This is a genomic window from Corynebacterium mustelae, assembly GCF_001020985.1.
GTDB classification, from domain to species: domain Bacteria; phylum Actinomycetota; class Actinomycetes; order Mycobacteriales; family Mycobacteriaceae; genus Corynebacterium; species Corynebacterium mustelae.
The window spans coordinates 2329693-2344798 of record NZ_CP011542.1; the positions used below are offsets into that span (position 1 = coordinate 2329693).

The 15106-nt window shown below is 53.5% G+C and carries 4 protein-coding genes; all 4 read left to right on the top strand.

The window, feature by feature from the left end:
- The first annotated feature begins 9 nt into the window (after positions 1 to 9).
- Genes CMUST_RS10395 through CMUST_RS10410 form a run of 4 tightly spaced genes read left to right on the top strand, consistent with a single transcriptional unit; the run spans position 10 to position 15100 of the window.
- Positions 10 to 3507 (top strand): hypothetical protein, encoded by a 3498-nt coding sequence (locus tag CMUST_RS10395; RefSeq protein WP_047262462.1) that lies wholly within the window; start codon positions 10 to 12, stop codon positions 3505 to 3507.
- A complete protein-coding gene (locus CMUST_RS10400; protein WP_047262463.1) occupies positions 3504 to 7955 on the top strand; it encodes a hypothetical protein in 4452 nt (1483 codons plus the stop codon). The genes CMUST_RS10395 and CMUST_RS10400 overlap by 4 nt, the downstream gene beginning before the upstream one ends.
- Positions 7952 to 12412 (top strand): hypothetical protein, encoded by a 4461-nt coding sequence (locus CMUST_RS10405; protein ID WP_144414189.1) that lies wholly within the window; start codon positions 7952 to 7954, stop codon positions 12410 to 12412. Before CMUST_RS10400 ends, CMUST_RS10405 begins: the two co-directional genes overlap by 4 nt.
- Before the next feature lie 9 nt (positions 12413 to 12421).
- Complete coding sequence (locus CMUST_RS10410; RefSeq protein WP_047262465.1) at positions 12422 to 15100, top strand: hypothetical protein; 2679 nt, start codon at positions 12422 to 12424, stop codon at positions 15098 to 15100.
- The last annotated feature ends 6 nt before the right edge of the window (positions 15101 to 15106 follow it).

Below are 15106 nucleotides of genomic sequence, written 5' to 3' on the forward strand. Positions count from 1 at the left end.
ACGACCGCCATGAGAAGCACAACGCCACTGTTCTCCGCCCACAACCACCCGTCAAGCATTCTGCTCATGGCGGTCGCATTCACCGCAGATGTTGGTCTCGTTGCCCCGCTGGTTAAGCTTATTCCTCAGCCAATAGTGGAAGCGGAATCGCTCGCGCTTGCGGCATTCCGTCTTATCAAACAATCCCACACCCCGATTGGCTACACCACCCACCAGCCGTCAAGTTTCCTAGCCTGGGCAGTGCTCACCGACCCTACAAACGCGCACCACGCGCTTAGCCTCGTTCGGGAGCTGCAGAAGGCGCGTCGACACGCTGATGACCAGGCGGGGAAGGTGAAAACGCGGGTAGAATCCGTCGCGGCAACCATGCAGGAATCTGTCCCCCACTTTATCCCCGCTTTCTTTGAGGAAATCGCCCGCATTTTCCACCGCGTAAACAACCTTAACTACGCGAAGCAGTTTTTCGGCAAGGCCCGCCAGCTTGAAACGGATCTCAACCTTGAAGTCGATCCCGAACGCCACGCCGCGGTGTTCTCTGAGTTCGCGGGGTTGGGTGTGGTCAGCGCAAAAGTGTTCTCCCTTGAAGCCCGCCGCGTGCTCGCCCTCATGGAACCGCTTAGGGCCTACCAGCATTTTCTCGCATTGGTCATCGCGCATGCACACGGCGGGGTTCCCGCTTACGCGGATGTGTTCAAAGACCTGCGGGGTTTGGGTGCCGCAGCGGGTATCGACGCCAAGGAGGTGGATAAAGAGTTCGTGCTCGCCTACGCCCCCACTCCCGGATTCCCCCGCACCGCTATGGCGCTGCAGCGTAAAATTCTGCCCACACTGAAACGCCTTGTGCCCCAGCACCCGGAGGCTGGTGTGCACCTTGCCGAGTTTATCCCCACAACAACCACCATCGAAAGCTATATTGACCTGCTTAAAGCCGCCAATCTGTGGGAAAATCTGCGCACCGACCCGGCGCGGTTTAGGGCATGGGTTTCGCTGATTCTCAACGAGGCCTACTACATCGACTCGTTTGCGCAGGAACCCCACCGTGAGTTTCTTGAAGCGATCGACGCGAACGCCTCCACCCTTACTGGTTTGCGGGTGACGGGTAACCTGCGTACGTTCCACCTGGATTACCTTGACGCCTTTGTCGCCGCCGGTATTGAGTGCGTGGGGCTAACATCCCGCTACCGCCGCGACATTGCTTTCGACTTCCCCTCGTGGTGTCAGCGCCATTACCGCGACCTTTCCGTGCTCATGGCGGTCAAGGAAATCAGGTGGCGGCTTGTCGACGATCTATCGGCGTGCGTACTTACCGACAATCTCGACGTATTCCTCGAAACGGAAACCACAACCACACTCGTAAAGGAGTGGCTGGAACAATTCCAGCGGAATTGGGTGGTGTCGATAAGTTCCAGCCCCGTCGCAAACTTGTATTCCAGCCGCAAACTGCTCACCGACATGCGGCTTTACGACGTTCACCCGCAGGCGATGCTTAAGATTTTCGGCACCAGCCCCGCCCTAGCACTCCAGGAGAAGCTTGTCGACGAAACCTGGAAAAATGCCATCCCTGATGACGAGCAGGCCGGGGTGAATAAGTTCCGCCTGCCCCGAGTCACAGCCAAGCTGGCGAAGATAACTGAGAAAGAATGCGCCCAGCTGATTGACCAGCCCCTGACGATTCTTGAGGTTGTTGAAGGTGACGAGGTACTCGCCACCGCCATAGCGGCAACCATTGCCGAGATTGGGCAGCTTCCCGATGTGACGCTCATACTCCCCGAACTCACGGAAATCCCCAGCTGGTTAGGCGTGATGTATGGGGTGGCGCCGAAAGAAGAAGGCGACGACCCCACCACCCTTTTCCCACTACCACCCACGTTGGGTCAAGAGTTCTCCGTCAACGATGCCCAGTTCCTTGCCAAGCTGCTGCATAGGCCGAAGGAAACTGGGGAGATCGTGATGGATCACTCCTGCAAGAAGCTTGTAGAAAACATTGGGCAAGAAAAGGTCCTACTTGCCCGACTGTCACGCCCAGGCATCCCCATCGACACAGTGCGGAAGTATCACACATTCTATTCCTGGTGTGCGAACCTGAAACTTTTAGGCACGTGGCGGCGGGAAACACTAGCCGATAACGCGTTCCCGACCTACGGCTTTACCCCACACTGGGATAACAACGCGCTCATCGTGCACACAAACAGCGGCTTCTTACGGTTGTGGAGCCAAGACGTTTCCAACAAACCAGCTGACGGCGATGACTTCTTCGTGGCGCAGGAGGAATTTCTTAGCGCACTCGATGAAATCTTGAAGTGGCACGAAGACCGCCACGAAGCCGACACAACCACTGAGCCTGCCTGGTCTGATGTAACCGTGGCTCAGATAGCCGAGGAGGCAGCACGAGTATCGACCCTCCCGCCGGAAAGCTGGCGCTACTTCTTTGTTGTCGACCGTGACACCTACAACCCCGCAGCGTGGACGGATGAGTGGGAACACAATGCCCAAGAAATCCTAGGGCTCAGTGCTAATAAGCTGGAGCGCGCCTACCACGATTGCGCTGCCCAATTCGGGGAAGACCAGTTTGAGCTGCTCGCCACCGCATGGCATAAGGACATGGTGCGCACCGGCCCCGACATTGGGAAGCTGGCACAAGCATGGGCAAAACGGTGGGGTTCCCCCTGGATTCACCTCACCGATACGATGATGGCGGAAATCCCCGCCCACTACCACCATAAGCTAAGTGGGGAGTTTCACCGAAACCCCCACGACAAATCTGATCCTGAAGGGTGGGCCTTTCGCACATCCCTGCTGGTTGTGTACCTGTATGTGGCGCAACTTGTCGAGGCCTCCAGCGATATTGCACGCGTCCTAGCCCAGAAAATCTCCCACTTTCACGACTACCCAGTCGCCCCCGACGCCCCTGAACTATGCGGCAGCATCGAAAACTTCGGGTTCTTCCACAGCGCACTCGAAGACGAAGCACCCCGCGTGGTGTCAGAAGGCTACCTCGATACCCTCATCACCTACCTAGAAACCGGCACCCCCTTCACCGGTACCGGCCAAGACCCTCGTGCAAACGCACCCACAGTCGTTGCCGACGTGGAGCACACCTTAGGGCTCAGCGCCGACGCAGCCTGCTACTTCCTGCAACTATTGGCGCTGGTCAACCCCACCGACACCAACACCAAAAAGTGGAACGGGTGGAACAAGAAACAGCTCGACACCGCACGCAGCGAACTACTGGTGAAAAAACTTGTCGTCGAAGCAAAGCACACCGGTGCCGGCAGGAGCGTTTTCCTGCCCGGTGGGTGGTGCCAAAAAAGCCATTCAGGACCAGGACTTGAGGTGTGGAAAGCACCGCACTACCTGCTGTGGAACACAGAAAAAGCCACACCTGTAATCCCCACCTGCCCACCAATCCTGCCCTACCCACACCTGTTTGCTGAAGTGTGGCAGCGCTACACTTCAGGCGACACCCCAGGGTATGAAGAACTCAGAACCGAACGTTACGGACAATGACACACACCATCAGAGCCAACAAACGTGACGGCGACGTGCCGGTACTCGCCATGCGGTTTCACAACCCGCACACCAACTTAGCCCTGGTCAGGCTTGTACCCGAACCGCTTGCACAAGCCGAAACACTCGCACTCACACGCATCGGAATGCGGGAGGAAAACCACGCGACCGTGGGGTTCACCCAGCCCAGAGCGCTCGGTTTCCCCGCGCATCTTATCCTCACCGACCCCGACAACGCGCACCACGCGCTCAATCTTGTTGCGGACCTACGGTGGGCGCGTCGACAAGCAAAAACCAAGCCCACGGCGGTAAAAACCCGCATTGATGAGCTAAGCTCCCGCCTCGAAGCATCCGTACCCCACTTCCTGCCCACCTTTTTCGAGGAAATCTCCCGCATCTTCGCCACGGCAGCCAACGCGCACTTAGCAAAGCACTACTTCGGCAGAGCCCGCGAAACAGAACGCGCCCACGACCTTGCCATCGACCCGGAACGCCATACCCAAGCCTTCGCCGAATTCGCCGCTTTTGGGGCCATCAGCGCCCACACATTCACCGAAGAAGCCCACCGCCTGGCAGCACACATGCACCCCGAAGAAGCCTACCGCTACTTCTTCAACCTGCTGCTCAACCAGGCACAAACCGGTGCAGGGCTCTCACTTGTCAACCTCACTGACCTAGAACACCTCGGTATCGCATCTGGGCTTTCCGCAGCAGAAGTCGACGCGGAATTTCTCGCGGAATACGTCACCACGCGCAGCTACCGGAAAAGCACAGCCAGGCTTCTCACAAAGGTGCTGGCAGCCATGCCTACCGTGGCGAAAAACCACGAAGCCGCCCACGCATTCACCTACACAATCCCCACACGCATGACAGCGAAGCAATACTTCGCCGCACTCAACGCATCTGGGTTGTGGGATGTGATCCGCACCCGCGCTGAAACGTTCCAACAGTGGCTTCACACACTCATCGACCAGGAACAATACTCAGGATTTTTCTCCCATTCCGACGGTGATTTCATCGCACAGATCAGCCAGTGCGCCCGGCAAGCAACGGGTATGGTGATCACCGATTATCCGCTTTCCTGCCACCCGGATTACCTCGACGTTTTCCTCGAAATAGGAATCACGATCACCGTAACCAGACGCGAAGAAACCCTGAACTTCTACAACTGGAAAGCCAGCCACCACCGCGACCTGAAATATGTGGCGAAAGACCCCACCTTGCGCCCCACCGCGGTGGACACTTTCTTCCATGTTTACTCCTACCTCAGCTTCGATCCATCTTTCTTCGATCCCTTTTTCGCACTGGACCCCACCCGCGACCTGCTGCGCGAATGGTTGGACAAGGTGCGGGAAAAGAAACAGCAGGCCATTGGTTGCCAAGGGCTATGGAACGAACTCGATGGGCTGCTTCACACACTTCACGATCCACGTTTTGCCGAAATCAACCCCGCTGCCATGGCGGAAATCGCAGAAATCGACGTTGCCGAGGAGCTCGCGGAACGCCTTCGGCGCGGCACCCTTGTGGAATACGCCTGGCCCGCATACGAGTCGGTCGCAGGGGTTGAGGCGATGCAGCAGGATCTGTCGGTGGTCGCCTGCTTCCCATCGCTGGTGGTGACCAAGGACTCAACGCTGAGCATTATTACCGGCGAAGAAATCACCACCTACCCTGCTTTTCCCCACGCGTACCCGTTTAAAGCTGTGATCACGACCGACGATATTTTCCTGTGTTTCCTCAATCTTCACACAGGTGGAACGTACTCCGGCTGGGTTATTCATGGAACCACCCACCCTCTGAAGGTGGCTGAGAAACCTGGAGTCGAGAGCGAATACTGCGCCCCCGTGGATGGTGTGTATTACATTGGCAAGACACCGATCACGAACAAAACCCCACTGACCGATTTCCCTTTCGGCACGCATATTGGAACGAATCCGGTCTATGCAACTACAGGGACAACTCCCCGCGAAACTGTCACGGCGCTTCCCAGCCACAACACTTTTAGTGAAGAAGAGTTCAACACACAATTACGGGCCGGTACCCTCCCTGGGTTGGTTCTACCCCCATCCGTTTTCGATGTGGTCACAGGTGACTACCAGTTTGTCCACGCCTTAAGTTTCCTCGCAAACGCCGTGGACGCGACACAACACTCCCCTCTGGGGGTTGATTCGCAGACCCATTTCGGGTTCTCATTCACCACCAACACGCCACGGCGGTCAAGTTATTGGATCAGCCCACTAGGGGTTTTCCACAAAGAGCTCGACCCGTTCATCGCTATCAAAAAGCCAGGCTGCGACGCTGTCACATCCGATGACGATGTGTGGCTACTGTACAAAACATGGTACGACAACACCGTCACGCTTTACGACGGCGGATCAAGCGCCCCCATCTCATACTCGTTGACGTCAGCGGGCACCCCACACAGCCTCAACCGCCTCCCCGCAGCAGGTTTCCACTCCCTGAAACCCCGCAAGGAATCAGTCTCACGAAAAATGCGCCACTGTACTAGGCAACAGGCCGCGGCACTGATCGCTGATCCCGCAAGCATCCTCGACTTCACGGAACAGGAGGAGACACTCGCAGGCGCAATCGCAGGCATTCTTGCTGAAATCAGCACTATTCGTGGTGTGAACCTCACGCTACCGCAGTGCGCACACGTTCCTTCCTGGTTAACGCACCTGTACGATACCGCACCCCAGGCCAAACTTAGTGATGCCCACATTCCACCACCACCGGAACTCTCGCCCGAAGCATACGGCCTTTTACCCTCCTTGGTGGATACTGGCTACTGGTTCTCCCACCTTCCCCCACAGGATTTTTGCCAGCATGCTGAACAGCTCGCACACGTACTCCGCGATCCGCAACACAGTGGGAGCGTAAAGCTTGACCAAACGAGTGAACTACTCATAGCCGTGATGGGGCGCGAAAAGTTCATTCTCACCGCCTTGTCTGTTCCAGGTATCCCCCTCGAACTCCTCCGCGAATTTCATGCATTCTTCACCTGGTGTGCGCATGTGGGGATTTTTGGTACGTGGCGTCGGGTGACTGAGGCTGACGATTCTTATGCTGATTGGGGAAATTACCACTGGCAGAACCACTATTTCGTTGCCAACCTTCAGTCAGAGGTGGCGTGGTTCTGGAATCCTGATGCTCAGCAACCCCCACCCATAACCTCCGTCGACCCCTTCGACGATGACTACCATGTGACGCACACGCAGTTCCTCGAATCGCTCGACCGCATTGTGTCATGGCGCGAAAACCACAATACAGAGCACACCTGGGATTTAGAAACCCTCAACAAAGCAGCCGTGGAAGCAAGCACTTTCTCCAGCATCCCACCCGCACTGTGGCAACTTTTCCTTTCGGGAAGCCCCACGGCGTTTACCCCTGAGCAGCAGGAAGTAGCATTTTTAACCGCGGGGCTGACAAAACACCAGTATGCCCAGCTGCAAGAGATCACACCGGGGATCTTTAACGGCCGCCAACGAAAACTCATGGCTTTGTCCTGGCACGAAGATTTCTATCACGCAGGGCCATCGCTGTGCGCACTCAAACACGCCTGGCAGCAATTGTGGGGCATGCCGTGGATACAGTTCACCGACGACATGTTTACCCAAGTCTTGCCCGCCATGAAGGCGATGTGGGGTAAGCCGTCGGAACTCTTTCACAGCGAAACAATAACCCCAGGCGACTACGACGACACCTCGAACAACGGGCTTTATACCGTCTACGTTCACCTCGCGCACCTCGTTACCCCAGGCAGTGTAACTGCGCTATCGCTGGCGAAACGCCTAGAAAATTTCGCCACCTACAACGGTGCGGATAAGCACTATCCGATCGGTGGGGACTACCCCACCGCAAAAACCAGCGGCTTCTCCCCCGAAGCATACGCACCCCGCCTCATTGGCGAGGGATACCTAGACATACTCATTGAACACCTGAAAACCGGTGACCCGATTCTCGGCACACCCCAAGACCCCCTCGCAAGTACCGCCGATGTGGTTTCCGACGCGGCAGCAACACTGGGGATCAGCACTGGTGCGGCACGCTATTTCCTCCAGCTCTTAGCACTAGCCAACCCGACCGACACCGCCGTTAAAAAATGGAACCATTGGACGAAGAAACAACTCGATGACGCACGTAATGAACTCATCACACACAATCTCGTCATCGAAGCCGCACGCACCGGTGCTGGCCGAACCGTCTTCCTCCCCGGCGGCTGGCTGCACAAAAGCGATACCGGCCCAGGAATCGAAACATGGAAAACACCCCACTACCTCCTATGGAAAGCACCCAAAACGAGACCCATCATCCCAGGCTGCCCACCACTACTGCCTTACCCACGCCTATTTACCGAAGTGTGGCAACGCTACGCAACCGGCGACAAACCAACCTATGACGAACTCGCACCCGAAAACTACCACCACAACCGGAAAGGACAACGATGATGACACAGCACCCCACATCACCACACAGCGTCCCCCTCATCGCAGTTGCTTTCCGCACCCCCACACATGGCGCAAAGCCTCTGGTCAAACTACTGCCCGAACCCCTAGTACCAGCGGAAACAGCCGCGCTCCAAACAATAGGACTCATACCAGCCACCCACACCCCAGTCGGCCACACCCACAACCGCGCCCTCGGCTTCCCCGCGCATCTTATCCTCACCGACCCCGACAACGCGCACCACGCCCTCAAGCTTGTCAAAGACCTCCAGTGGGCGCGTCGACAAGCAAAAACACACCCAGAAGACGTCGAAGAATTCACAGACAACCTCATCACCCAATTAAGCGCAACAACACCACAGTTTCTTCCCACATTCCTCGAAGAAATCGCACGGATCTACGTGACAACACACGAATTGAACCGCGCGGAAAAATACTTTGAGCAAGCCCGCGAAATCGAACGCACCTATGCGCTCCCCATCGACTGCGAACGCCACACCCACGCCTTTACCGAATTTGCGAAACTTGGAGTAATCGCTGACGAAACTTTCGCACGTGAAGCACGCACCATTGTTGCCCAATTCGACCCAGCAAGTGCCTACGATTACTTCTTCACGCTACTGATCGCATACTCACGCGCGCGAAAAAATCTCTACCCAAAAGCGCTGCGTGACCTCGAAAAATTAGCGAAACAGCTGGGATATTCGAAAAGGCAAGTACGAACACAGTTTGCTGCGGCTTTTATACCGACCCGAGCTTTTTGTGAGTCTTCGGAAAAGCTGCTTGACAAAATTATTAAGGTTGTCCCTGAAGCAGCAAAGGTTAACCCAGAAATACGCAGCCATCTCATGCGGTCTATTCCCAAACACTGCACGCCAAAGCAGTATTTTGCTCTTCTTAAACGAAGTGGCACATGGGATGATATGTGCAATGAACCGGAAAAACTCCGTGCTTGGTTTCAATACATAACTATTTCCAGCCAAGTCGGGTCAATCTTCGGAATGCCTGAAAAATCCTGCATCGACATGCTTCTGGCACAAAAAGACACTTTAAGTGGCGTTAAAATTACGAGCAAACATTCGATACCGGGAGCATTATCAGATTTCCATGTCGATTATCTAGATCTTTTCCTAGAGATAGGTATTTTATTTGACGAGAAATTCAAAGTTGAGGATATCAATTTATTTGACTGGATTTCCCGGCATTACCGTGATCTTAAGTTCCTCGGCCAAAGCAGCGATTTCCGCCCAGCAATTCTCCGAGCGTGTGAACGAATAAGAGATTTTTCAAGCTTTATGGAAAATGAGCACACACGCCACATCGTGTTTCTCTGGTTAGAAGATTTACGTCAACAATACAAAAACGCGATTGGTTCCTACGAGGGATTAACGAAATTCCAAAGTGGTCTCCCCGACCTTGGTGACCCTCATCTCAAAGAAATACACCCCACTGCTGTTGCGGAACTGAAAACCCACGAACCCGCCAAGGCTCTCCAAGAAGCAATCCGCCGTGGCACCAAAGTCGAATACGCATGGCCAGAGTTTGAAAACCTCATCGAAACCATAAGACCAGACGAAGGCATTTCAATATATTCAGCGTTTCCTTACATTGCGGTCTCTCAAGGTTCAACCATGTATCTCCTCAAAGGAGAATCACAACGGATAGTGGAGATTCCCAAGGCATCGCGTATTGCGTTCGCAGTAGTCACCGAAGACGACGTTTTCCTTATCTACAGGGACGCCACCAACAAACATTACTTCTCATTCTGGGAGTCCGAAGGATTCGGTCGGCCGATCAGACACGAGTACGATAACCTTGGGCAAGGTGACTATACGTACATAGTGAACAATATTCCCTACTGCGGTTCAACCCCGATCGTTAAAGGTAAAACACTCCTCGAATTTCCTTACCACGCCAATATTGGGTTTGCCCCCTGCTATAGCAAAGATAGGAATAACCTTGTTACTAATCTTTCCAGCGGTGAAACGATGCCCCTTAGCGAATTCACCGACAAACTTCGAACCGGTTCAACGCCCGGTTTAAATGTCCCGCGTTTCTTTTTAGATCAATTGCCTGATAACGCCACATTTAATTTTTACAATAGCTACGAAGTCGCAGCCGACGCGAGTACGATTTCATCACCTTTGGGTACCGATTCGGGACGCCACTTTACGTATATTTTTACCAAAAGCGATTACAACGATACCTGTTATTGTGTGTCGCCTCTCGGGTCGTACGTTTTCGAATTGGATTATGATCCATTGCACCAATTCAATCTTGCGTTCATGAAAAAACCGTCCGCCGAGAGCGAGGATTCAGATCGCAGAGTATGGCTAATCCAAGGTGGAAAACTCCACGATCTCCCCTCAAGGCTTCCAATCAACCCATCACTGACAGGAACTGGAGAAAAGCACTGTATTGAAAAGCTACCTACCGCAGCATTTCATTATTTAAGCATCCGAAATGAATCAATATCTGAAAACATGCGGAATTGTAGTTTGCAGCAAGCAGCAACAATGATTGCGAACCCAGAGAAAATTTTGGAATTCACCGAAGGCGATAAAACTATTGCAGCCGCTATTGCAGGAATGATGGCAGAAATTGGACAAATCAACGGCTTCGAAATTGTTCCCCCTCCTCTTCCTGTTGTTCCTGATTTTCTGCAGCACCTTTACCAAGTGCTCACGATATCAGAGTTAGATCAGGCTATTCGTCGTGAAATCGCATCGATTCATTCACCCCCACTTATTGAATTCTGGACCGAATCTGATTTTCCCATATCTTGGAGCACAAAATTACAGTATTCCTCAGAAACGATGAAGCTACTTGCTGCCATACTGCGACATCCACAAAAATCGGGAGAATTTCAGATTGATACAGAAGACAGATTTTACGCTCTTCCTTCGATTGGCTGTGAAAAACTCCTGTTAACGTGGTTAGCGTTACCACGCGTCCCTTTGACGATAGTACGCAAATACTATGACTTGCTTCGCTGGTGTGCGGAGGTTGGCCTGTTAGGTACATGGCGTCGGATAACCGTGCGAAGGACGGTAACCTATAACAACAATCGAATCTGGTGGGAGAATAACACTCTTGCCATGGATACTAGTTTCACCGAGGTACGGTTTTGGAATCCTCAAATCCAGGCACGCCCTGCCATTAGCTCGATAGACCCTTTCGATGACGATTATTTCTTGCCCAAGGATGAATTCTTGGCTGCGTTGGATGGCATTCTTGCCTGGCATGAGTCCCGTCATGCAAATGGAATTAGTTCCTACATGGGGTGGGAGGGAAAAACCGTGGAAGAAGCAGCGAAAGAAGCCGCCCAGGTAAGCACGTTCCCGCCATGTTTGTGGCGTCTGTTAATTGCGGGTAACCCGCTCAAACCCTACCGTTTTGAAAGGGATAAGAAACACAAAAAGTATGGAATGAATCCTCGGGAAGATTTAGGAATCTCACTTAAAAGAGCGTATTCGTTTCAGGTCTATATTTATAACGCCATAGGACACCGGTCAGAGAATTTGCTCGCCTTATCGTGGCACAAAGACTTCCTCCGCACAGGGCCATCGATCGCTGGGATCGAGAAGTTTTGGGAACATATGCGAGGTAAACCGTGGATTCATCTCACGGACGACATGTTCAAAGAACTACGTCCAGCGCTGAAAAGACTCAAACACAAGCAGAAAGTAGCGTTCCACGGAACTTCCCGCAGAAAAAAGTTAGCCACGAAACGTGGCAGCTACCGGCTTTTCAACGTGTATGTGCAGCTTGCACATCTCGTGCAACCGGGAACTGAAACGGCACGGACTTTAGCCAAACGTTTCAAAGACTTCGCTTCATTTGATCTTGCGGACGAACGGATTCCTTTGGGCAGTGGCTATCCTGCTGATGATTCGTGGGATGATAGTGCAAAAATTCAGTCACCTTATTTGCTTCAAGAAGGCGCCCTTGACGCACTCATCAACTACCTAAAAACCGGCACCCCGTTCTCCGGCGCCCCGCAAGACCCACTGGTCAGCGCACCACACACAGTAAGCAATGCCGCACAAACCTTAGGCATCACCAACGAAGGTGCTAGGTATTTCCTCCAACTACTGGCACTAGCAAACCCCACAGACAAAAACATCCAAAAATGGAATAGCTGGTCCACACATCAACTCGACCAAGCCCGAGACGAACTACTCGCGAAAAACCTCGTCATCACAGCCGAACGCGACCACACAGGAAGAAACGTCTTCCTCCCCGGCGGCTGGCTGCACAAAAGCGATACCGGTCCTGGAATCGAAACATGGAAAACACCCCACTACCCACTCTGGAAAGCACCCGTCAGTAGACCCATCATCCCAAGCTGCCCACCACTTGTACCCTACCCCGAACTATTCCAAACAGTGTGGCAACGCTACTCCTTAGGTGATACCCCTGGATATGAAGAGCTCACGACAAAACCCCACAGGACATAACCAACAGTCATGAACAAAAAGACACTTCACTCAAGCGTCCCGCTCATCGCAGTCACCTTCCGCACCCCCACACGTGGCGCACAGCCTCTGGTCAAACTACTACCCGAACCCCTGGTACCAGCGGAAACAGCCATGCTCACATCCCTAGGGATGGTCCAACAAACCCACACCCCAGTCGGCCACACCCACAATCGCGCCCTCGGCTTCCCCACACACCCCATCCTCACCGACCCCGACAACGCGCACCACGCCCTCAAGCTTGTCAAAGACCTCCAGTGGGCGCGTCGACAAGCAAAAACACACCCAGAAGACGTCGAAGAATTCACAGACAACCTCATCACCCAATTAAGCGCAACAACACCACAGTTTCTTCCCACTTTTCTTGAGGAGGTTGCACGCGCCCTCGCACAGCACAGGCACGCTGAACAGGCGTCGGCGGTTTTTGGTCGCGCCCGCGAAATCGAAGAGATTCACGGTATAGCCATTGATCCCAAGCGACATGACAGTGTGATGCACGAATTCGCGGGACGTGGGGTTATAAGTGGGCCAGTGTTTTCCCGCGAGACTAAAGCCGCAAGTCAGCGGTTTTCACCTGCTGGTGCTTATGCGTTTTTCTTCGATCTCCTCATCGCCCAAGCGAACGCTGGTGTGGCAACGTACCCGGATGCCCTCACGGATTTAGCTAGGCTTGGCGCGAAGTGTGGGTTGCCCGTTGCGGAAGTCACCCAGGATTTTCTTACGGCCTACTTGTCCACGGCGGGGTTCTTTCAGGAGTCTGCGAGCTTCCTCGATAAATGGTGCCCAATTATTTCCAGTATTCTCAGCTCACGAGCTGATTTAGCTGAACGATTTTTCCGTGAAATACCTAATGCGTGGGAATGGGATGTAGCTCTATATATGGAGGGGTTAAAGAAGTTTGGTTTGTGGCAGCCGCTTATAAGCAACCCGGCGTCATTTACTTCGTGGCTGTCTTTTATCATTGACCACGGTAATTCACAGTGGCATTTTAATTTCTTTCGCCTCAATTCCCACCAGGATCTTTTAGCCGCCATTGACGGAAATAAACGGCAACTCAATGGGGTGAAGATCGCTGTGCGGCAAAGGGTGTTTCACCCCGATTACTTGGATGCGTTTCTTGGGGCGGGGGCGCAACTTTCTATCTTCCCGTTTCGGGGTGAGGTGCGCTCTGACGTTGAGGAGCACTTTGACATTGAACTGTCCGAGTGGATCAAAAACCACAGCCGTGACCTGAGCTTTTTGGTGGAATGGGTCGGGTCGCGTAGGGATGTCTCTTTCGACATCGACCCCACCGACCTTGTACACAATCTTGATGTTCTGCTCAGTTACGGGTCTACGCGAAATGTGGTCAAGGATACGCTGGACACGTTACATGACAAGCGAAAACGCGCCACCGGATCACAGGAGGCATGGTACAAGGTGGAGGATTTTCGCCCCTTCATTGATGACCCACGTCTACGCGAGCTCAACGCGGAGGCAGTCACGGGTATTCTGCACTGCGATCCCGTTGAGGAGCTTGCTGTGCGCCTTCGTCGCGGCACTGTGGTGGAGTATACGTGGCCATTGTTTGAGGCTTTGGCGGATGAGGATTACCAGATTTTTGCGACCTACCCATGGGTTTCACTGGTGAGCGAGCGGCACATTCGTGTGTGTGATGGTGATCAGGTGCGCGAATTTCAGCGGCCACCTTTTGAGATCAACCTGGTTATTCCCACTGAAACTGATGTGTTTGTTTCGTTCACCGTGGCGGACACCGATGAGCCAAAGTGGATGTGGCTTTCTGAAGGGATTTCCCGTTCGTTTTCCACGGTGAAGAAAGGCACGATTCAGGGCAATTATCCACGCGTTATCGAGGGCACGCTTTATGCTGGCCCCGTAGCGATCACCGCAACCACTGCCGCAAATAATGCGGGTGGCCAAATGCTTGGTTTTGGTCCGTTTTACGCCATTTCGTCGTTCGATGATTCTGAGTTTAAAGTTCTCCCCGATAGTACGTGGATTACTGAGGATAATTTCACCGCACAGTTTGCGGCACAGTCTCTTCCTGGTTTGGATATTCCAGCTGCGTCCGCTGTTGCGGCTTCGCATAATGCCTGGGTGTGGTTTAATAGCAGTTTTACGGTTTCGACTACAGATTCCACGCGTTTTTCCCCTTTTGGGGTGGAGGATAATCGGCTATTCGGAATAGGGCTCGTCACCGACGACGTGGAGTATTTTTATGTCAGCCCGTTGGGCGTTTTCCAGGAGCCGACATATGAAGAGTTTCAAGCAATTGCACGCCCTGGTGGCGGCGTGTGGCATTTACGCGAGACACATAACCGCCACAGGGGGCATACGCTTGTCGACGCCAAAACGGGTCTTTCTATCGCACCATCTCGTCATGCTTCAGGTGGGAAGCACCCGTTAGACTTGCTTCCGCCTGCTGGGTTTCACCAGCTTCGCCCGCGCAATGAAAAGGTGAGTGCGAAAATGCGCTCATGCACCCTGGATCAGGCGGCGCAGCTGATTAATGATCCGTTGAGTATTCTCGATTTTGCTGAGCAGGACAAGGTTCTTGCTGCTGCGATTGCGGGAATGATCGCGGATATTCGCGAAATCTCCCATTCAAATTGTGCGTTGCCTTACTACGATTCGGTGCCCAACTTTTTAACCCACCTCTACGACGATTGATCCTCT